The sequence below is a fragment of the Pseudomonas sp. NMI542_15 genome, from assembly GCF_021283425.1.
Lineage (GTDB): Bacteria > Pseudomonadota > Gammaproteobacteria > Pseudomonadales > Pseudomonadaceae > Aquipseudomonas > Aquipseudomonas fortuita.
This window is the reverse complement of the sequence record NZ_JAJSRO010000005.1, coordinates 46240-67651: the sequence shown is the minus strand read 5'-3', so window position 1 is coordinate 67651 and position 21412 is coordinate 46240. Positions and strand designations below refer to the sequence as shown.

General features: G+C 62.6%; 17 protein-coding genes. 10 read left to right on the top strand and 7 right to left on the bottom strand.

Annotated features, from left to right (window positions below; translation table 11 throughout):
• The first annotated feature begins 6 nt into the window (after positions 1–6).
• From LU684_RS10475 to fdhA, 5 genes are all read left to right on the top strand, one after another.
• Complete coding sequence (locus LU684_RS10475) at positions 7–342, top strand: sarcosine oxidase subunit delta (protein WP_016484537.1); 336 nt, start codon at positions 7–9, stop codon at positions 340–342.
• Positions 339–3353, top strand: a complete 3015-nt coding sequence (locus LU684_RS10470; RefSeq protein WP_016484538.1) for a sarcosine oxidase subunit alpha — start codon at positions 339–341, stop codon at positions 3351–3353. Before LU684_RS10475 ends, LU684_RS10470 begins: the two co-directional genes overlap by 4 nt.
• Positions 3354–3534: 181 nt before the next feature.
• Positions 3535–4167 carry a sarcosine oxidase subunit gamma gene (locus tag LU684_RS10465; RefSeq protein ID WP_016484539.1) on the top strand — a complete coding sequence of 211 codons (633 nt, stop codon included), beginning with the start codon at positions 3535–3537 and terminating at the stop codon, positions 4165–4167.
• A gap of 12 nt (positions 4168–4179) precedes the next feature.
• Positions 4180–5037 carry a formyltetrahydrofolate deformylase gene (gene purU, locus LU684_RS10460; RefSeq protein WP_016484540.1) on the top strand — a complete coding sequence of 286 codons (858 nt, stop codon included), beginning with the start codon at positions 4180–4182 and terminating at the stop codon, positions 5035–5037.
• 271 nt (positions 5038–5308) lie between these two features.
• Positions 5309–6508, top strand: coding sequence for a formaldehyde dehydrogenase, glutathione-independent (fdhA, locus tag LU684_RS10455; protein ID WP_016484541.1), 1200 nt, complete (start codon positions 5309–5311; stop codon positions 6506–6508).
• A gap of 190 nt (positions 6509–6698) precedes the next feature.
• Here fdhA and LU684_RS30710 read toward each other — a convergent pair whose 3' ends face one another.
• Positions 6699–7460, bottom strand: coding sequence for an RHS repeat-associated core domain-containing protein (locus tag LU684_RS30710; RefSeq protein ID WP_080640990.1), 762 nt, complete (start codon positions 7458–7460; stop codon positions 6699–6701).
• Between the two features lie 194 nt (positions 7461–7654).
• Between LU684_RS30710 and LU684_RS10445 the strand changes: the two genes are divergently transcribed.
• A complete protein-coding gene (locus LU684_RS10445; RefSeq protein ID WP_016484542.1) occupies positions 7655–8230 on the top strand; it encodes a DUF2780 domain-containing protein in 576 nt (191 codons plus the stop codon).
• A gap of 115 nt (positions 8231–8345) precedes the next feature.
• Here the strand turns inward: LU684_RS10445 and LU684_RS10440 are convergent, their stop codons facing one another.
• Together LU684_RS10440 and LU684_RS10435 are read right to left on the bottom strand one after the other, a co-directional pair.
• On the bottom strand, positions 8346–9695 hold the full coding sequence (locus LU684_RS10440) for an APC family permease (RefSeq protein WP_060518018.1): 1350 nt from the start codon (positions 9693–9695) through the stop codon (positions 8346–8348).
• 242 nt (positions 9696–9937) lie between these two features.
• Positions 9938–10825: an acyltransferase gene (locus LU684_RS10435; protein WP_016484544.1), complete on the bottom strand. Its 888-nt coding sequence runs from the start codon at positions 10823–10825 to the stop codon at positions 9938–9940.
• A 182-nt stretch (positions 10826–11007) separates the two neighbouring features.
• Here LU684_RS10435 and rloA2 point away from each other — a divergent pair, with 182 nt between their 5' ends.
• The 4 genes from rloA2 to creD all read left to right on the top strand — a co-directional run bounded on the left by rloA2 (position 11008) and on the right by creD (position 15153).
• Positions 11008–11508: a retropepsin-like aspartic peptidase RloA2 gene (gene rloA2, locus LU684_RS10430; RefSeq protein WP_232894620.1), complete on the top strand. Its 501-nt coding sequence runs from the start codon at positions 11008–11010 to the stop codon at positions 11506–11508.
• 92 nt (positions 11509–11600) lie between these two features.
• On the top strand, positions 11601–12281 hold the full coding sequence (gene creB / locus LU684_RS10425; protein WP_023048955.1) for a two-component system response regulator CreB: 681 nt from the start codon (positions 11601–11603) through the stop codon (positions 12279–12281).
• Positions 12281–13717: a two-component system sensor histidine kinase CreC gene (gene creC / locus LU684_RS10420; RefSeq protein ID WP_016484547.1), complete on the top strand. Its 1437-nt coding sequence runs from the start codon at positions 12281–12283 to the stop codon at positions 13715–13717. The genes creB and creC overlap by 1 nt, the downstream gene beginning before the upstream one ends.
• A gap of 107 nt (positions 13718–13824) precedes the next feature.
• On the top strand, positions 13825–15153 hold the full coding sequence (creD, locus tag LU684_RS10415; RefSeq protein WP_232894619.1) for a cell envelope integrity protein CreD: 1329 nt from the start codon (positions 13825–13827) through the stop codon (positions 15151–15153).
• A gap of 142 nt (positions 15154–15295) precedes the next feature.
• Here the strand turns inward: creD and LU684_RS10410 are convergent, their stop codons facing one another.
• The 4 genes from LU684_RS10410 to aceF form a co-directional block, all read right to left on the bottom strand.
• Complete coding sequence (locus tag LU684_RS10410; protein WP_016484549.1) at positions 15296–15919, bottom strand: glutathione S-transferase; 624 nt, start codon at positions 15917–15919, stop codon at positions 15296–15298.
• A 3-nt stretch (positions 15920–15922) separates the two neighbouring features.
• The gene (gene msrA, locus LU684_RS10405; protein WP_016484550.1) at positions 15923–16591 is read right to left on the bottom strand and encodes a peptide-methionine (S)-S-oxide reductase MsrA; all 669 of its coding nucleotides are present in this window, start codon (positions 16589–16591) and stop codon (positions 15923–15925) included.
• A 167-nt stretch (positions 16592–16758) separates the two neighbouring features.
• On the bottom strand, positions 16759–19446 hold the full coding sequence (locus LU684_RS10400; RefSeq protein ID WP_232894618.1) for a putative bifunctional diguanylate cyclase/phosphodiesterase: 2688 nt from the start codon (positions 19444–19446) through the stop codon (positions 16759–16761).
• Positions 19447–19759: 313 nt separating this feature from the next.
• A complete protein-coding gene (gene aceF / locus LU684_RS10395) occupies positions 19760–21400 on the bottom strand; it encodes a dihydrolipoyllysine-residue acetyltransferase (protein WP_016484552.1) in 1641 nt (546 codons plus the stop codon).
• Positions 21401–21412 lie beyond the last annotated feature (12 nt).

Below are 21412 nucleotides of genomic sequence, written 5' to 3'. Positions count from 1 at the left end.
ACCGTCATGTTGCATATTTTCTGTCCCCACTGCGGCGAGCTGCGCTCCGAAGAAGAGTTTCACGCCTCTGGCCAGGCGCACATCGCCCGCCCGCTGGACCCTGCCGCTTGCTCCGACGAGGAGTGGGGTACCTACATGTTCTACCGTGACAACCCACGCGGTATTCACCATGAACTGTGGGACCACGTTGCCGGTTGCCGCCAGTACTTCAACGTCACCCGCGACACCGTGACCTACGAAATTCTGGAAACCTACAAGATTGGCGAAAAGCCGCAAGTGACCGCCAACGGTAAAGCTGCGAACGCACCGTCGACCGTCAAAGGCCAAGGGGAAAAAGTATGAGCCAGACCTATCGCCTCGCCAGCGGCGGCCGCATCGACCGCAGCAAGGTCCTGAACTTCACTTTCAACGGCAAGACCTACCAGGGTTATGCCGGTGACAGCCTGGCCGCTGCGTTGCTGGCCAACGGCGTAGACATCGTCGGCCGCAGCTTCAAGTATTCGCGCCCACGCGGCATCATCGCTGCCGGCACTGAAGAGCCGAACGCCATCCTGCAGATCGGTTCCAGCGAAGCCACCCAGATCCCGAACGTGCGCGCCACCCAGCAGGCGCTGTACGCCGGCCTGGTCGCCACCAGCACCAACGGCTGGCCGAACGTCAACAACGACGTCATGGGCATCCTCGGCAAGGTGGGCGGCAGCATGATGCCGCCGGGCTTCTACTACAAAACCTTCATGTACCCGAAATCGTTCTGGATGACGTACGAGAAGTACATCCGCAAAGCTGCAGGCCTTGGCCGTGCACCGCTGCAGAACGACCCGGACAGCTACGACTACATGAACCAGCACTGCGACGTGCTGATCGTCGGCGCCGGCCCTGCTGGCCTGGCCGCTGCACTGGCTGCTGCGCGCAGCGGCGCCCGTGTGATCCTGGCTGACGAGCAGGAAGAGTTTGGCGGTAGCCTGCTCGACAGCCGCGAAACCCTCGACGGCAAGCCTGCCGCCGACTGGGTCAACGCCGTGATCAAAGAGCTGGAAGGGCTGCCGGACGTAACCCTGCTGCCACGTGCCACGGTCAACGGCTACCACGACCATAACTTCCTGACCATTCACGAGCGCCTCACCGACCACCTCGGTGACCGCGCACCGATCGGCCAGGTACGCCACCGTGTGCACCGTGTACGCGCCAAACGCGTGGTGCTGGCGCCCGGCGCCCACGAGCGCCCGCTGGTGTACGGCAACAACGACGTACCGGGCAACATGCTGGCCGGTGCAGTCTCCACCTACGTTCGCCGCTACGGCGTGGCCCCGGGCCGCAAGCTGGTGCTGTCGACCAACAACGACCACGCCTACCGCGCCGCGCTGGACTGGCACGACGCTGGCCTGCAAGTGGTCGCCATCGCCGATGCCCGCCACAACCCACGGGGCTCGCTGGTTGAAGAGGCGCGTGCCAAAGGCATCCGCATCCTCACCTCCAGCGCCGTGGTCGAGGCCAAAGGCAGCAAGCATGTCACCGGCGCCCGCGTGGCGGCCATCGATGTGCAGGCGCACAAAGTCACCAGCCCAGGCGAAACCCTTGAGTGCGACCTGATCGCAACCTCCGGTGGCTACAGCCCGATCGTGCACCTGGCTTCGCACCTGGGCGGTCGCCCGGTATGGCGTGACGACATCCTCGGCTTCGTGCCGGGCGATGCACCGCAGAAACGTGAGTGCGTGGGTGGTATCAACGGCGTCTACGCCCTTGGTGATGTGATTGCCGACGGTTTCGAAGGCGGCGTTCGCGCAGCCACCGAGGCGGGCTTCAAAGCCTCTGTCGGCACCTTGCCAAAAACCGTGGCGCGCAAGGAAGAGGCCACCGTGGCACTGTTCCAGGTGCCGCACGACAAAGGCACCAAGGGGCCGAAGCAGTTCGTCGACCAGCAGAACGACGTGACCGCCGCCGGTATCGAGCTGGCCACCCGTGAAGGCTTCGAGTCGGTTGAGCACGTAAAACGCTACACCGCGCTGGGCTTCGGTACCGACCAGGGCAAACTGGGCAACATCAACGGCCTGGCCATCGCCGCCCGTTCGATCGGCATCACCATCCCGGAAATGGGTACCACCATGTTCCGCCCCAACTACACGCCGGTCACGTTCGGCGCGGTAGCGGGCCGCCACTGTGGCCACCTGTTCGAACCCGTGCGTTTCACCGCCCTGCATGCCTGGCACGTGAAGAACGGCGCCGAGTTCGAAGACGTTGGCCAGTGGAAGCGCCCTTGGTACTTCCCCAAAGCCGGTGAAGACATCCATGCCGCCGTGGCCCGCGAGTGCAAGGCCGTGCGCGACAGCGTGGGCCTGCTGGACGCCTCGACCCTGGGCAAGATCGACATCCAGGGCCCGGACGCGCGCGAGTTCCTCAACCGCATCTACACCAACGCCTGGACCAAGCTCGATGTGGGCAAGGCCCGCTACGGCCTGATGTGCAAGGAAGACGGCATGGTCTTCGACGACGGCGTAACCGCCTGCGTTGGCGACAACCACTTCATCATGACCACCACCACCGGCGGCGCTGCCCGCGTGCTGCAGTGGATGGAGCTGTACCACCAAACCGAATGGCCAGAGCTGAAGGTGTACTTCACCTCGGTTACCGACCACTGGGCCACCATGACCTTGTCCGGTCCCAACAGCCGCAAGCTGCTCAGCGAGCTGACCGACATCGACATGGACAAGGAAGCCTTCCCGTTCATGACCTGGAAGGAAGGCAACGTCGGCGGCGTGCCGGCCCGAGTGTTCCGTATCTCGTTCACCGGTGAGCTGTCGTACGAAGTCAACGTGCAGGCCAACTACGCCATGGGCGTGCTGGAACAGATCATCGAGGCCGGTAAAAAGTACAACCTGACCCCGTATGGCACCGAGACCATGCACGTACTGCGTGCCGAGAAGGGCTTCATCATCGTGGGCCAGGACACCGACGGTTCGATGAACCCGGACGACCTGAACATGAGCTGGTGCGTTGGCCGTAACAAGCCGTTCTCGTGGATCGGCCTGCGTGGCATGAACCGTGAAGACTGCGTGCGCGAGAACCGCAAGCAGCTGGTAGGCCTGAAGCCGGTCGACCCGACCAAGTGGCTGCCGGAAGGCGCCCAACTGGTGTTCGACCCTAAACAGCCGATCCCGATGGACATGGTTGGCCACGTTACCTCCAGCTACGCATCCAACTCCCTGGGCTATTCATTCGCCATGGGTGTGGTCAAAGGCGGCCTCAAGCGCATGGGCGAGCGTGTCTACTCGCCGCAGGCAGATGGCAGCGTGATCGAAGCGGAAATCGTGTCTTCGGTGTTCTTCGATCCGAAGGGTGAGCGGCAGAACGTCTAAGGCCCTGAGATAGGTCTGCTTGAAATGCAAGCCCTGTGGGAGCGGGCTTGCCCCGCGAATGCGATGGTGGCCTTACCGCCCTCTTCGCGGGACAAGCCCGCTCCCACAGGCCACCGCTAGCATTCGGGCATTGCATGTGACCTCTGGTCTTACGGACAACAGAATTCAAGGCAGGTAAGAAATGAGCGCTATCAACGTCTTCCAGCAAAACCCCGGCGCCGAGGCCAAGGCCCAGTCGCCACTGCACCACGCCGACCTGGCCAGCTTGGTTGGCAAAGGCCGCAAGAACGCAGGCGTGACCCTGCGTGAACGCAAGTTCCTTGGCCACCTGACCCTGCGTGGCGACGGCCATAACCCGGAATTCGCCGCCGGCGTGCACAAGGCCCTGGGCCTGGAGCTGCCAGTAGCCCTGACTGTGGTCGCCAATAACGACATGTCGCTGCAATGGGTCGGCCCCGACGAGTGGCTGCTGATCGTGCCCGGTGGCCAGGAACTGGCGGTCGAGCAAAAGCTGCGTGCAGCCCTTGAAGGCCAGCATATTCAGGTGGTCAACGTCAGCGGCGGGCAAAGCCTGCTGGAACTGCGCGGCCCGAACGTGCGCGAAGTGCTGATGAAATCCACCAGCTATGATGTTCACCCGAACAACTTCCCGGTGGGCAAGGCCGTGGGCACTGTGTTCGCCAAGTCGCAACTGGTGATCCGCCGTACCGCCGAAGACACCTGGGAGCTGGTGATTCGCCGCAGCTTTGCCGACTACTGGTGGCTGTGGTTGCAGGACGCTTCGGCCGAATACGGCCTGAGCATCGAGGCTTAAGGAGAGCAGAACATGAGTCGGGCACCGGATACCTGGATTCTCACCGCCGACTGCCCGAGCATGCTCGGCACCGTCGACGTGGTGACGCGTTACCTCTTCGAGCAGCGCTGCTACGTGACGGAGCACCACTCCTTCGATGACCGGCAGTCGGGGCGCTTCTTCATTCGTGTCGAATTCCGCCAGCCGGACGATTTCGACGAAACGGGCTTCCGTGCCGGCCTGGCCGAGCGCAGCGAAGCGTTCGGCATGGCTTTCGAGCTGACCGCACCGAACCACCGCCCGAAAGTGGTGATCATGGTGTCCAAGGCCGACCACTGTCTGAACGACCTGCTGTACCGGCAGCGCATCGGCCAGCTGGGCATGGACGTGGTTGCAGTGGTGTCCAACCACCCCGACCTCGAACCCCTGGCGCACTGGCACAAGATCCCCTATTACCACTTCGCACTCGACCCCAATGACAAGGCGGGGCAAGAGCGCAAGGTCCTGCAGGTGATCGAGGAAACCGGCGCCGAGCTGGTTATTCTCGCCCGTTACATGCAGGTGCTGTCGCCCGAGCTGTGCCGGCGCCTGGATGGCTGGGCGATCAACATTCACCACTCCTTGTTGCCAGGGTTCAAGGGCGCCAAGCCTTATCACCAGGCCTACAACAAGGGCGTGAAGATGGTGGGCGCCACGGCGCACTACATCAACAACGACCTGGACGAAGGGCCGATCATTGCCCAGGGGGTCGAGGTGGTGGACCACAGCCACTATCCGGAAGACCTGATTGCCAAGGGGCGGGATATCGAATGCCTGACCCTGGCGCGTGCTGTGGGGTATCACATCGAGCGGCGGGTGTTCCTCAACGCAAATCGGACTGTCGTTCTCTGACATCCTGTACCGGCCTCTTCGCGGGACAAGCCCGCTCCCACAGGTTCATCGCCATGTTCGAAAGAGCGGTGAGCCTGTGGGAGCGGGCTTGTCCCGCGAATGGCCTCACACCTTTGTGCCTGCCGCTAAAAGACATCCCTCTGTCGCTTCCAGTCAGTGCAACCCGCCCTATCAGGCCCACAATCTCCTGCATTCCAGTAACACATGCCGCCCACGGATGGCGGCGCTTCAACCAACGCTGCATAAATAAAAATCAAGCGAGGTAAAAGCAATGTCTGGCAATCGTGGAGTGGTATATCTCGGCGCCGGCAAGGTCGAAGTGCAACACATCGACTACCCGAAAATGCAGGATCCGCGCGGCAAGAAGATCGAACACGGCGTCATTCTGAAGGTGGTCTCCACCAACATCTGCGGCTCCGACCAGCACATGGTCCGCGGCCGTACCACTGCCCAGGTTGGCCTGGTCCTGGGCCACGAAATCACCGGTGAAATCGTCGAGATGGGGCGTGACGTCGAACGCCTGAAAATCGGCGACCTGGTGTCGGTACCCTTCAACGTTGCCTGCGGCCGCTGCCGCTCGTGCAAAGAGATGCACACCGGTGTCTGCCTCACCGTCAACCCAGCCCGCGCCGGTGGTGCCTATGGCTATGTCGACATGGGCGACTGGACCGGTGGCCAGGCTGAGTACGTGCTGGTGCCATACGCCGACTTCAACCTGCTGAAACTGCCGGACCGCGACAAGGCCATGGAAAAGATCCGTGACCTGACCTGCCTGTCCGACATCCTGCCCACCGGCTACCACGGTGCCGTGACGGCTGGCGTAGGCCCAGGCAGCACCGTATACGTTGCAGGCGCTGGACCGGTCGGCCTGGCCGCTGCAGCCTCGGCCCGCCTGCTGGGCGCTGCCTGCGTCATCGTCGGCGACCTGAACCCGGCCCGCCTGGCCCACGCCAAGTCCCAGGGCTTTGAAGTGGTCGACCTGTCCAAGGACACCCCGCTGCACGAGCAGATCATCGACATTCTTGGCGAGCCGGAAGTGGACTGCGCCGTCGACGCCGTCGGCTTCGAGGCCCGTGGCCATGGCCACGAAGGTGCCAAGCATGAGGCCCCGGCTACCGTGCTGAACTCGCTGATGCAAGTGACCCGCGTTGCCGGCAACATCGGTATCCCGGGCCTTTACGTGACCGAAGACCCAGGCGCGGTAGATGCCGCCGCCAAGATCGGCGCGCTGAGCATCCGCTTTGGCCTGGGCTGGGCAAAATCGCACAGCTTCCACACCGGCCAGACCCCGACCATGAAGTACAACCGCCAGCTGATGCAGGCGATCATGTGGGACCGTATCAACATTGCAGAAGTGGTAGGGGTGCAGGTGATCAACCTGGATCAGGCGCCGGAAGGGTATGGCGAGTTTGATGCGGGTGTGCCGAAGAAGTTTGTGATTGACCCGCACAAGATGTGGGGTGCGGCGTAATCAGCGTCGAGTAACAAGTGCCCCTCCTGTCGAGGGGCTTTTTTACGGTTGCATCACCGACTTTAAAGTCTGCATCGCCCGTTGTAGGAGCGGCCTTGTGTCGCGAAAGGGCTGCGAAGCAGCCCCCGACGATATGAGCACTTGCACCAAGTTCTTGGGGAAGCTTCGCAGTAAACACGCCTGCGGAACACTAACGCCTGATGAGACTAGCGTCTGGAGTTGAGGACGAAATTTCATTAATGGCAGTTGAATACTTTGGCGAGAAACTGACGGGTTGCGTGAGATCGCTGCGTAAGCGACTGCGAAGGCGCAACGATGATTCACCGAGACGCTTCAGTTCTGCCCTCATGTGCTCAGGGGCGTTGTCGGGATGTCTTCTCATATATCTCAAGTCAGCATGGATTATTCTTCTACGCTCCCGAATCTGGGAAAGTTGTTGCTGTACCCGTGGAGGCAATTTGTCTTCAATGTATTGATAGTTCGGAAGCAGTAGATCCTCCGATTCAGTTTGAGCAAAGGATGGGGGCTCTTTGCCCTGTCGTCGAGCAGATTGTAGTTCTTCTGGGGTTAGTTTGGGTTGCAGTTGTGCTTGGGTTTGAACTCTATCACGACTTCTGGTCCGCCCGAATAGGTTGGCGATGCCTTTAAATGGACTCAGCCAGCTTTGACCTGATGGATCTAACCGATTGACTGGATCGCCACTACAGTAGGCATATGCATTAATACCACCTGCGTCAAACGGACTTAACCCGTCAGCTGAGTGAAATCGCTGCAGGACGGGATTGTAAATGCGATGACCGTTACCAAGGGTATAGAAACTTGTCAATGCATCTCGCAGCTGGCCATTGAACGCCAAGAGACGTTGCTCTTCGGGTGCATTAATTGCATAACCGTAGGGGGTGTAGGCAGAGGAATGAGGTGTGCGGTCAGAGTCAGGGTGCTTCTTCATCATCTTGGCCTGCTTGATGTGAATTGTTGTTACCAGTATTAGGATGTCGAGCGCATAGCGCTACTGATAGAAATGACAGGTTGGTACCACTGACCTGGGCTGCTTGATAGCCTCGACAACCGGCTCGGAACAAACCCCGGAACGCCGAGTCAAAAGCCTCGTTTCCCCGGCCATCCCGGCCCACGAGGTCCCTCCTGATGAAAGCATTCACCCTGGCAACCCTGATGACTCTGGCCGCAAGCCCGGTGTTCGCCTTCAACCTCAGCGACGCTGCCAACGCCGTGTCCGCCATGCAAACTCAGAAGCAGCAGGGCCAAGTACAGGCACCCGAGGCACAGGCCAATCTGCTGAACACCCTGGGCAGCGAATTGAAGATCACCCCCGAACAGGCCGTGGGTGGGGCAGGGGCAATGCTGGGCTTGGCGCGCAATAACCTGAGTACCGATGACTATGGGCAACTGACCAAAGCGGTACCTGGCCTGGACCTGCTGGCCGGGGCCAATGCGCTGGGCGGCTTGAGTGGCTTGGGCGATTTGCTGGGCAAGAACAGCGAAAGCCAGTCGGCCCTGAGCAACGCGCTGGGCAATAACGTGGAAAACCGCAGCGACCTGGACAGTGCGTTCAAGGCGCTGGGGATGGACACGGGGATGATCGGGCAGTTTGCGCCGTTGATTCTGCAGTACCTGGGGCAGCAGGGGATTGCCGGGTCGTTATTGCAGAATTTGGGTAGTTTGTGGACTACGCCGGCGCCGTTGGCCCAGCCTTCGGTCTAGGGGGTTGTAGGGGCAGTGTGGGTATCACCGCTGTGGAAGGCTGGCGCCGTCCTGTAGGAGCGGAGCGGCACAAGGCCGCTCCTACAAGGGGCCGCGCAGACCTTGGGCTATTGGGTCAGGCGGCTTCTGTGAAGTCCACCAGGCGCACGGGGCGGCGGAAGCCGGCGGTCAGTATCGCCAAGTAGGCCAGGCCCAAGGCAAACCAGCACAGGCCAATCACCAGCGTCAGCGCCGACAGGCTGGTCCACAGCCACAGTGTCAGCCCCAACCCTACCAGCGGCACCACGCCATAGCTAAACAGCCCCTTTACATTACGCTTGCTGGCATCATCCAACAGATGCGTCTTCACCACCGCCAGGTTTACCGCCGAGAACGCCACCAGCGCGCCGAAGCTGATCAGCGAGGCGAGGGTAGCCAGGTCGATCACCAGCGCCAGCAGCGAGAAGGCTGACACCAGCAAAATAGCGAACACTGGCGTACCAAAGCGCGGCGACAGGTAACCAAAGCTACGGCGTGGCAGCACGTTGTCGCGGCCCATGGTGAACAGGATGCGCGACACCGCCGCCTGCGAGGCCAGCGCCGAACCCAGGCTGCCCGCAACATACGCGGCGGTGAAGAAGTTGGTGAGGAACTGCCCGCCCGCCTTGAACATCACCTCGTTGGCCGCTGCATCGGCATTGGCAAAGCTGCTGCCCGGCAGCACCAGCTGGCTGACATAGGCCAGCAGGGTAAACAGCAAACCGGCAAACAGGGTGGTGAGGATGATCGCCCTTGGCACGTCGCGGCGTGCATCGCGGCATTCTTCGGCCAGGGTCGACACAGCGTCGAAGCCCAGGAACGACAGGCACAGCACCGCTGCGCCCGCCATCAAGTGGCCGAAGCCCGGTTTGCTGCCGTCACCCAGCAGCGGCGACAGCAGGTCGAGCGGCTGGCCGGCCAATGTCTGGCAGGACAGCGCGACAAACACGCCGATAAACACGATCTGCGCGCCAACGATCAGGTTGCTGGTCTTTGCCACCGAGTTGATGCCGACCACGTTCAGCACTGTCACCAGGGCGATGCAGGCGAGCACGAAAGCCCAGGCGGGTACTGCCGGGAAGGCAATGTTGAGGAACAGGCCGATCAGCAGGTAGTTGATCATCGGCAGGAACAGGTAGTCGAGCAGCAACGACCAGCCGGCGAGAAAGCCGATGTTGGGGCCGAAGGCCATGTTGGTGTAGGAATAGGCCGAGCCTGCAACCGGGAAGCGTTTGACCATGAAGCTGTAGGACGCAGCGGTGAACAGCATGGCCACCAGAGTGACCAGGTAGGCGCCGGCGGTGCGGCCACCGGTGAGTTCGGTGACGATGCCGTAGGTGGTGAAGATGGTCAGTGGGACCATGTAGACCAGGCCGAAGAACACCAGAGCGGGCAGGCCGAGGACACGGCGAAGCTGGGCGGGGGTGGAGCTAGATGGGTTGGCCATTGATCGATCCAGGCTTTTTGTAATTGTGCTTTGATCGATTTTTATCCACTTAGGTGGGGTGTGACAAAGAAGTAATCCTAATGTCGATTATTAGCCTGGGTTTTAATCGGGCATTTGTCGGGTATTCATTGGCCTCTTCGCGGGACAAGCCTGCTCCCACAGGTACCGCACACACCTGGGGAAGGGTGGAGTATCTGTGGGAGCGGGCTTGCCCCGCGAAGAGGCCGGTCCAGGATGACGGCTTAGCCAATCTCCGAGCGCAGTTGCTCGATCCGCTGGTCCTTCTGCACCCACACCTGATTCACCCAGGCCTGCACAGTCTGGCGGAAGGCCGGATCATTCTCGTAATCCCCCGCCCACAGTGCCGGGTCCAGCTCCCGCACCTGAATGTCGATAATCACCCGGCTAATGCTGCCATTGAGCAACGCCCAGAACCCCGGTGCCTGGTTGCCGGGGTACACGATGGTCACGTCCAGCAACGCATCCAGCTGCTCGCCCAATGCTGCGAGCACAAACGCCACGCCCCCTGCCTTGGGCTTGAGCAGGTAGCGATACGGCGACTGTTGCTGCTGGCGCTTGGCTTCGGTAAACCGGGTGCCCTCCAGGTAGTTCACCACGGTCACCGGCTGGCGCTTGAACAGCTCGCAGGCCGCCTTGGTGATTTCCAGGTCCTTGCCCTTGAGCTCGGGGTGCTTTTCCAGAAACGCCTTGCTGTAGCGCTTCATGAACGGGTAATCCAGCCCCCACCAGGCCAGGCCGAGCAGCGGCACCCAGATCAGCTCCTTCTTGAGGAAGAACTTGAAGAACGGCGTGCGGCGGTTGAGGCTTTCGATCAACGCAGGGATATCGACCCAGCTCTGGTGGTTGCTCACGGCCAGGTAGGACGTGTCCTTGCGCAGGTTCTCCACGCCGCGGATGTCCCACTGGGTAGGAATGCACAGGGCGAAGATGGCCTTGTCGATTTCCGACCAGGTTTCGGCCACCCACATCACCGCCCACGAGGCATAGTCGCGGCCACGGCCCGGCAACACCAGCTTGAGCAGGGCGAAGACCAGCAGCGGGCAGATCAACACCACCGTATTGAGCAGCAGCAGAGTGGCAGTGAGAATGCCGGTCAGCAGGCGACGCATAAAGAGACTCTTGTTGTGGGAGATTAACGGTTGGCAATGATAAGCAGGGCCGTGGCCTACGCCAAATGTCCAATGCCCTGCGGCGGCAACAAATGTTTCACATTATGTTGATTAGGCTTGGCACAGCGAACCTATCCTGCCAGTGCAGTCTAAGCACTGACCCTTCTCAAGGAAGCCTGCTTGTGAAATCTCTGTTTGCCATGTTGTCACTGTTGGCGCTGCCAGTCATGGCCGCCGAGCCTACGATATACGGCCGGTACGAGAACATCGCCCTGCCCGAGCTGGGCGAAACCCTGAAAGCCAAGATGGACACCGGTGCCTTCACCGCGTCGCTGTCGGCCAAGGACATCGAGCTGTTCATCCGCGATGGCGAGGAATGGGTGCGCTTCCGCCTGGCGACCAAGGATTCCGATGGCAAGGTGTATGAGCACAAGGTCTCGCGCATCAGCAAGATCAAAGGCCGTGCCGATGAAGAGGAAGAAGGCGATGCGCCGGAAATCTCCAAGCGCCCGGTAGTGGACCTGGAGCTATGTCTGGGTGATGTGAAACGCACCGTGGAGGTGAACCTGGTCGACCGCAGCAGCTTCAATTATCCGCTGCTGGTGGGCTCCAAGGCGCTGCGCGAGTTCAAGGCCGCGGTCAACCCGGCCAAGAAGTTTACCGCTGGCAAGCCTGACTGCTAAGCAGTAGCTGCAAGCTGCAAGTGAGAACAGATCAGTGTAAGTTCACGTGATCCGCTTTCACTTGAAGCTTGCAGCTTGAGGCTTGTAGCTCGATGCCCCATATCCTCATCGTCGAAGACGAAGCCGCCATCGCCGACACCTTGGTTTATGCCCTGCAGGCCGACGGCCACAGCACCGAATGGGTGACCTTGGGCGGCGCCGCCCTCGACCAGCAGCGACAGCGCCCAGCTGACCTGATCATCCTGGACATCGGCCTGCCCGACATCAGTGGCTTTGAAACCTGCCGCCAATTGCGCCGTTTCACCGAAGTGCCGGTGATGTTCCTCAGTGCCCGCGACGGTGAAATCGACCGGGTGGTGGGCCTGGAAATCGGTGCTGACGACTACGTGGTCAAACCCTTCAGCCCGCGTGAAGTGGCTGCGCGAGTGCGGGCGATCCTCAAACGCATGGGCCCCAGGGCCGAGTCTGCCACCGATGCGGCGTTGTTCCAGCTCGACACCCTGCGCATGCAGATCACCTATCGCGGCCAGCCACTCACGCTGACCCGCCACGAATTCCGCCTGCTGCAATCGCTGCTGGAGCAGCCGCAGCGGGTATTCAGCCGAGAACAGCTGCTTGATGCCCTGGGGGTGGCCTCCGATGCAGGCTACGAGCGCACCATCGACAGCCATATCAAAAGCCTGCGCGCCAAGCTGCGCCAGGTAGCGGGTGACGCCGAGCCGATCCAGACCCACCGCGGCCTCGGCTACAGCTACAGCCCGGACCACGCCTGATGCGCCTGGGCATCCGGATTTTTCTGGTGTACTTCCTGTTCGTCGGCCTGGCGGGCTATTTCCTGCTCAACACGGTGCGTGAACAGATCCGCCCGGTGGTGCGCCAGTCATCCGAAGAAACACTGGTCGACACCGCCAACCTGTTGGCCGAGATCCTGCGCGATGACGTCAAGGCCGGCACCTTGAGCCAGAGCCGCCTGCCGCAAGTACTCAAGGCCTACGGCTCGCGCAGCCCGGGCGCGCAGATCTGGGGCCTGGCCAAGAACCAGGTCAGCCACCGCATCTATGTGACTGACGCCAAGGGCATCGTGCTGCTGGACTCCAGCGGTGAGGCGCTGGGCAAAGATTACTCGCAGTGGAATGACGTGCTGTTGACCCTGCGCGGCCAGTACGGCGCCCGCTCCACCCGCAGCGACCCCAATGATGAAAACACCTCGGTGATGCACGTCGGCGCACCGATCATCGACGACGGCAAGATCATCGGCGTGGTCACCGTGGCCAAACCCAACAGCTCGCTGCAGCCGTACATCGACCGTTCCGAGCGGCGCCTGCTCACGCTGGGTCTGGGGCTGATCGGCCTGGGCTTGCTGATTGGCGCGGCGCTGTCGTGGTGGCTGGCGCGCTCGCTGCGCCGGCTGGCGCGTTATGCCCAGGCGGTCAGCGAAGGCGAGCGTGCCGCGTTGCCGCACTACAAGGGCGGCGAGCTGGCGCACCTGGCCCAGGCGGTGGAACGCATGCGCACCCAGCTGGAGGGCAAGGCTTATGTCGAGCGCTATGTGCATACCCTGACGCACGAACTGAAAAGCCCGCTGGCGGCCATTCGTGGGGCTTGCGAGCTGCTGCAGGACGAGGGCATGCCCGCCGACCAGCGCGCGCGCTTTGCCGGCAACATCGAGCGCGAGAGCGAGCGTTTGCAGCAGATGGTCGAGCGCCTGCTCAACCTGGCCAGGGTCGAGCAGATGCAGGCCCTGGAGGATGAACAGCAGGTGGCGCTGGCGGCGCTGGTGGACGAGTTGCTGTTGGCTCATGGGGCGCGGATCGAAGGCGCCGGTTTGCACGTGCGTCAGCGGGTGCCGGCGGGTTTGCGCTTGCTGTGTGATCCGTTCCTGATGCGCCAGGCGCTGGCCAACCTGCTGGATAACGCACTGGATTTCACCCCCGCAGGTGGCGCCCTGCTGTTTGACCTGGAGCGCGACGGCGAGCGGGTGGCATTGAGCCTGTTCAACCAGGGGCAGGCGATACCGGCATATGCCATCGGGCGGGTCAGCGAGCGGTTCTACTCGCTGCCGCGGCCGGGGAGCGGGCGCAAGAGCACCGGGCTGGGGCTGAATTTTGTGGCCGAGGTGATGCAACTGCATGGCGGGGCGTTGGCGGTGGATAACGTCGATGGCGGGGTGCGGGTGCGGTTGTGGCTGCCGGTGCGGCGTATCAGCTGAGATTGCCGGGGCTGCACAGCAGCCCCAAATACACTCAAACCACACAGGCTCTTCACACAGCCTCCACGCAAGACGCAGACACTGCGCCCACTGCCACTGGAGGCCCCATGAACAAGACCCTCGGTTACAAACTCGGCATGATCGCCGTACTCATATTGCTGCTGCTCATTCCGCTGCTGCTGATCAACGGCCTGATCGATGAACGCCAGGCCCTGCGCGACAACGTGCTGCGCGACATTGCCCAAAGTGCCAGCTTCGACCAACAGCTCAGCGGCCCGCTGCTGGTGGTGCCGTACCGCAAGTACCAGCGCCGCTGGATCGAAAAGGACGGCGAGCGCACCCAGGAAACCAGCACCATTGCCGGCCACCTGTACTTCCTGCCGGAAACCTTCGCCGCCGACCTTGGCGTGGACACCGAACTGCGTGCCCGCGGCATCTACCAGGCCCGGCTGTTCCACGCCAAAGGGCGTATCAGCGGCCGTTTCAAGCTCCCGGAGCGCTGGGGCATCGACAAGGACTTCGACGACTACCGCTTCGACAAACCCTTCCTGGTGGTGGGCATCAGCGATATCCGCGGCATCGAGAATGGCCTGGAGCTGAGCTTGGACGAACACAAGGTGCCGTTCGAGGCTGGCACCCAGCTCGACTGGATGCGCGGTGGCGTGCATGCCAGCCTGCCGGGGCTGGACGGCATGCAGGCACGGGAATTCAGCTACGGCTTCGACCTTGCATTACAGGGCACCGGCCAGTTGCACATCGTGCCGGTGGGGCGCACCAGCAACGTGGGCATGCGCGCCAACTGGCCGCATCCGAGTTTTGTCGGCAACTACCTGCCCAACCGCCGTGACATCGATACCCAGGGCTTCAGCGCCCACTGGCAGACGTCGTTCTTCGCCACCAACCTTGAGGATGCCCTGCGCCAGTGCGCCACCGCCGGGCAGTGCGCAGATTTCAGCGAGCGCAGCTTCGGCGTGAGCTTTGTCGACCCGGTGGACCAGTACCTGAAGAGTGAACGGGCGATCAAATACGCGTTGCTGTTCATTGCGCTGACCTTCGCCGGCTTCTTTCTATTCGAAGTGTTGAAGAACCTGAGTGTGCACCCGGTGCAGTACATCCTGGTCGGCGTGGCGCTGGCGTTCTTCTACCTGCTGCTGCTGTCGTTGTCCGAGCACATTGGCTTTGGCCTGGCGTACGGGCTGTCGGCTTCGGCGTGTGTGCTGCTGATCGGCTTCTACCTGAGCCATGTGTTGCGCAGCCTGGGACGAGGGGTCGGGTTTGCGGCTGGGCTGGCGGCGCTGTATGCGCTGCTTTATGGGCTGCTGAGTGCCGAAGACTATGCACTGCTGATGGGATCGCTGCTGTGCTTTGGCTTGCTGGGGGTGTTCATGGTGCTGACCCGTCGGCTGGACTGGGCGCGGGTGGGGAGGTCGGCATGAGGGAGGACAGAGAAATCGGGCGGTGGCTGGCCCTGAGGATTGGGCAGCTGTTTCCTGCATTACCTAGGTGAAGCTTTCGCGGGCACGCCCGCTCCCACAGCACTCTACCTGTGGGAGCGGGCGTGCCCGCGAAGAGGCCCTGTCAGGCAACTGGAGATGTGGCGACCATCGACGGCCGCTTGGCCACCTCTGCATACCAGGCAGCCAGGCCTGGCTGGCGTTCACGCCAACCAAACTCCGGCTGACGCAAATCCAGATACCCCAGCGCACAGGCCACGCCAATCGCCGCCAGGTCGAACCCGGACATCAGCTCGGGCAGGTGCTCCTGCTCCAGGTTGGCCAGGCTACGGCGGATCTTGTCGCTCTGCGCCTGCAACCAGCCATCCCAGCGTTTGTCCTCTGGCCGCAAGAAGCTTTCATAGCGCGAGGACACCGCCGCATCCATGATCGCATCGGCCTGCGACACCAGGGTCATGCGCCGCCAGCGCGCCGAGCCTTCACGGGGCAGCAGTGGCAGGCCGACGTGTTGCAGGTCGAGGTACTCGCAGATCACCCGGCTATCATGCAGCACGGTGCCGTCGTCCAGGCGCAGGGCCGGGATCTTGCCGATCGGGTTGTCCTGGTTGAGCTGCGGGTCGCCGCTCACCGGGCTGATGTTTACCGCTTGCAGCTTTACGCGCTCAAGCTGCGAGGTCTCGTGCAGCACCACCATGACCTTGCGCACAAAAGGTGACAAGGGCGAGTGGAACAGGGTCATCGTGGTCATGGCTCAGTTGCCTTGCAGGCTGGGTGGCAGGCATACACCGGTGCCGCCGATGCCGCAGTAGCCGTCCGGGTTCTTGGCCAGGTACTGCTGGTGGTACGCCTCGGCGAAATACACGGTCGGTGCCTGGTCGATTTCGGTGGTGATTTCACCAAAGCCGGCTTTGGTCAGTTCGGCCTGGTAGGCGTCGCGGCTGGCCTTGGCCTGTTCCAGCTGTTCAGGGCTGGTGCAGTAGATGGCCGAGCGATACTGGGTGCCGACGTCGTTGCCCTGGCGCATGCCTTGGGTGGGGTTGTGCAGTTCCCAGAACATCGCCAGCAGCTCGCGGTAGCTGACCTTGTCTTTGTCGAACACCACCAGCACCACTTCGGTGTGGCCGGTCAGGCCCGAGCAGACTTCTTCGTAGGTAGGGTGCGGGGTGAAACCGCCGGCGTAGCCGACCACGGTGCTGACCACGCCTTCGCGCTGCCAGAAGCGCCGCTCCGCGCCCCAGAAGCAACCCAGGCCGAAGATGGCGAAGTCGATGGCGCCTTCAAAGAAGGGGCCGAGCAGCGGGGTGCCTTCGAACACGTAGTGGAACTCGGGCAGGCTCATTGGCGTTTCGCGGCCAGGCAGGGCCTGCTCCGCAGTTGGCATGACGTTTTTGTTCACCAGGATTTCCGAACGCAGGACCATGGCCGTTCCTCTGTGTTTTTTCAGTGGGATAGGTGTTGGGCCATCGCCGGCAAGCCAGCTCCCACAGGGATATCACAGGTCTGGAAATCTGTGCGGTCCCTGTGGGAGCTGGCTTGCCGGCGATAGGGCCCGAATAGGTTCTATAGTGCCCGAGGATTACGCCGCTGTCAGGCCACTGGTCCGCGCGGATAACGCTTCAGCCGTTCGGCCAGCTCGCGCCCAGGGATCGGCCGGTCGAACAGGTAGCCCTGGCCCACGTCGCAGCGGTGCCGACGCAGGAACGCCAGTTGCTCCGGCGTCTCGATACCCTCGGCCACCACCTTCAGCTTGAGGTTGTGGGCCATGGCCACCACCGCCGAGGTGATTTCCATGTCGTCCTGGTTATCCGGGATTTCGTTGATGAAGCTACGGTCGATCTTGAGGATGTCGATCGGAAACTTCTTCAGGTAGCTCAGCGATGAATAACCGGTACCGAAGTCGTCCATGGCAAGGGTCAGCCCCAAGGCCTTCAGCTCGTCCAGCTGGCGGTGCGTGTCTTCGCTGGCTTCCAGCAGCAGGCCTTCGGTCAGCTCCAGCTCCAGCAAGTGCGGGGGCAGGGCTTCTTCCTTGAGGATGCTGCTGATTGACGCCACCAGGTCCGGGTCGGAAAACTGCTTGGGCGACAGGTTGATGGCCACGTGCAGGTTGCCCAGGCCGGCCTCACGCAGTTGCTTGCTCATGCGGCACGACTGGCGGACCACCCACTTGCCGATGGGTATGATCAGGCCGGTTTCCTCGGCCACGCTGATGAACTGGTCCGGGCGGATCATGCCGCGCTCGGGGTGGTTCCAGCGCAACAACGCTTCCAGCCCCAGCAGGCGGCCGCTGCGCAGGCAGATCTTGGGCTGGTAGAACACCTCCAGCTCGTTCTGGGTCAGGGCGCGGCGCAGGTTGTTCTCGACGAACAGCTTGTAGCTGGCCTCGGCGTTGAGCACTTCAGTAAACACCTGCACCTGGTGCTTGCCGTTGGCCTTGGCCTTGTGTAGCGCAAGGCCTGCGTTCTTCATCAGGCTGGCCGGGTCGGTGCCATGCAGCGGCGCGCAGGCCAGGCCTACCGAGGCGGTGACGTTGATCAGCTGGTTGTCGACGAACATGGGTTTGTCGAGTGTGCTCAGCAACTGCAAGGCAACGCCCTGGCCATCTTGCAGGCTGGTGTCGTCGAGCAGCACGGCGAACTCGTTACTGGCAAAGCGCGCCAGGATGCCACCGCTGTGCAGGCTGTTGCGCAGGCGCCGGGCCAGGCTGATCAGCAGCTTGTCGCCGGTCTGGTGGCCGAGGCTGTCGTTGATGCGCTTGAAGTTGTCGATGTCCACCAGCAGCAGGCACATCGTGCTTTCGCCATCACGGACAAAGCGCTCGTCCAGGCTGCGGATGAACGCCGGGCGGTTGCCCAGGTTGGTCAGGTTGTCGGTGTAGGCCAGGCGCTCGATGCGCTGCTGGGCCAGCTTGGTCTGGGTGACGTCTTCGTAGATGCCGATGTAATGGGTCAGCTCACGATTGTCGCCGTACACCTTGGAAATCGACAGTTGGCCCCAGTAGGGCTCCAGGTTCTTGCGCCGGCTCTTGAACTCACCCTGCCAGCTATTACCCATGGCCAGGCTGGAGGGCGAGTCGAACAGCAGTTCGCTCAGGTTTTCCAGTGCAGGCAGTTCGCCCAGGTGGCGGCCTTGCACTTCGTCAGTGCTGTACTGGGTGATGGCGGTGAAGCTCGGGTTCACGTACTCCACCCGGCCATCACGATTGACCAGCAGGAAGGCGCTGGCGCTTTGCTCCACTGCACGCTGGAATAAGTGCAATGCGCTGGCGGCAGCGCGCCGGTTGTGGTTGGTGATGACCTGGGCGAACTGGTCGGCCAGCTCGCCGGCAAAGGCGATTTCGTCCGATTGCCAGGCCCGTGGTTGGCCGCTCTGCTCCAGGCACAGTACGCCGACCACCTGGCCATCAACGCGGATACTGGCATCGAGCATGGCCTTGTTTTCCGGGCGCAGGCTTTGCGTCAGGGCGCGGGTGCGTGGGTCGTGGCCGGCGTTGTGGGCGTCGATGGCGCGGCTGGCGTGCAGCGCCTCGAGGTAGTCGGGGAAGCGGCTGGCATCGATAGCTTCAGGCTGGCGATGCTCCTGTGCGTCACGGTACCAGGCGGTGATCGGTTCCAGGCGCTGGTCGTCCAGGTGCCAGATGCTGGCGCTGTCGACCTTGTAGATTTCGCAGGCGCTTTGGGTGATCAGCTGGGCGGCTTCCAGCAGGGAGTTCTCGGCGCTGTAGCGCTGACGCGCCAGGCGCAGGATGAGGTCCTGCTGACCGCGTACGCGCTCCAGGTGTTCCAGTTGTTCTTGCTGGGCACGCTGGTTCAGTTGCAGGGCCAGTTGCAGGCGGTTGTTGCGCGACTCCAGGTCGCTGGCGCTCTCGCCAGGGTCGTCGGGCTGGTCGTCGAGCACGCTCATGTAGCCGCGCAACAGCTGGCGGTTGTGCTGCTTGTAGGCTTCACCGGTCTCCAGCAGGCGCAGCAACTTGCCTGGCGTGTGCAGGGAGTAGCGCACGCGGTAGTAGCCGCGCTGGGCCAGTTGCAGCTGGATCTCGTCGTGCAGCCGGTAACGGGCCTCGGGTTCCATCAGGCTGGCGTACGGCGCGTCCACCAGCGCACACAGGTCGGCGGCGTGCAGGCCAAAATGGCGCTCGCAGGCCGGGTCCAGATAGAGCATGGCCCAGGTGGCTTCGTTGAGCCTTTCGAAACGCAGCATACCGAGCCGCGAGGGCACGGGTAACGGCGTGACGACCTCGGCCGCCACACGGCTGGCGGCATCGGTTTGGCTTTTCATCGAAGACTCGCTTGAACAGGGAGCGCGGCCATGTAGCGGCAGCGGATTCGGCAAGGTTGCATCATGTCCCGAGGGCTGGCAAGCGGCCATGCTTGATGCTGTGGACAGGTTATCGGCGGGTGGGGCGGAAAACTTAGATCGCCTTGGGGTTTTTGCCGCCTGGGAGATCGACCGCCGCGCGGGCGGCGCTCGATCTCCCAGGCGCCGAATACTTTCGCCGGACAAAAAAAGCCCCGCCAATTGACGGGGTTGAGGTACGAGCGTGGCAGCTCGAAAAGGGTACCGCCCCTCCGGGGAGGGGCAGCGGGCTGCCTTACAGCAGCATGGTGCGGATATCGCCCAGCACGTCGCCCAGACGCTTGGTGAAGCGCGCGGCGGCAGCGCCGTTGATCACACGGTGATCGTAGGACAGCGACAGCGGCAGCATCAGCTTCGGCTGGAAGGCCTTGCCATCCCACACTGGCTGCATGGTCGCCTTCGAGACGCCCAGAATAGCCACTTCCGGCGCGTTGACGATCGGCGTGAAGCCGGTGCCGCCAATGTGGCCGAGGCTGGAGATGGTGAAGCAGGCACCTTGCATGTCGTCGGCCGACAGCTTTTTGGTGCGCGCCTTCTCGGCCAGTGCAGCGGCTTCGGCAGCCAGTTGCAGCAGGCTCTTCTGGTCGACGTTTTTGATCACAGGGACCAGCAGGCCGTCCGGGGTGTCCACGGCGAAGCCGATGTGCACGTATTTCTTGCGGATGATGGCTTTGCCGCTTGGTGCCAGCGAGCTGTTGAAGTCCGGCAGTTCCTTGAGCAGGAAGGCGCAGGCCTTGAGCAGCAGTGGCAGCACGGTCAGCTTCACGCCAGCTTTTTCGGCCACGGCCTTCTGTGCAACGCGGAAGGCTTCCAGCTCGGTGATGTCGGCGGAGTCGAACTGGGTAACGTGCGGTACGTTCAGCCAGCTGCGGTGCAGGTTGGCGGCACCGACCTGCATCAGGCGGGTCAGGGCCACTTCTTCCACTTCACCGAACTTGCTGAAGTCCACTGCAGGGATCGGCGGGATGCCAGCGCCACCGGTTGCACCGGCGGCAGCCGGGGCTTCCTTGGCCTTTTGCATCATCGCCTTGACGTAAACCTGCACGTCTTCTTTCAGGATGCGGCCGTGCGGGCCGGTCGCAGCAACTGCGCCCAGCTCGACACCGAATTCACGGGCCAGCTGACGAACAGCCGGGCCTGCGTGAACCTTGGCGTTGTTGCCAGCAGCCGGTGCGGTAGCAGCCGGTGCAGGGGCAGCAGCAGGGGCAGCAGCTGCAGGCGCGGCGGCCGGAGCAGCCTCGGCCTTGGCTGGCGCCGGGGCAGCAGCTGGGGCCGGGGCAGCAGCCGGGGCAGCGCCCGCCACTTTCAGCTTGAAGATCAGGTCGCCAGTGCCGACTTCGTCTTCCAGCTTGCACAGTACTTCTTCGACCACGCCAGCGGCAGGCGACGGGATCTCCATGGAGGCCTTGTCGGATTCCAGGGTGATCAGCGACTGGTCGGCTTCGACGGTGTCGCCCACCTTGACCAGCACTTCGATGATCTTGGCCTTGCCCGACGAACCGATATCCGGCACGTGGATGTCCTGCACGCTGGCAGCAGCCGGCGCTGCGGCCGGAGCCGCAGGGGCGGCTTCAGCGGCGGGCGCTGGCGCAGCTGCCGGGGCAGCGGCCGCGGCCGGAGCCTCAGGCGCCGCAGCAGCGGCACCCTCAGCTTCCAGCACCAGCAGCTCGTCGCCTTCTTTCAGGCGGTCGCCCAGCTTGACCTTCAGTTCCTTGATGACGCCGGCCTTGGGAGCCGGGATCTCCATGGAGGCCTTGTCGGACTCCAGGGTCAGCAGGCTCTGGTCAGCCTCGATACGGTCACCGACCTTGACGAACAGCTCGATGATTTCACCTTCACCGCTGCCGATGTCAGGTACGCGAATGAGTTCGCTCACTTAAAAATACTC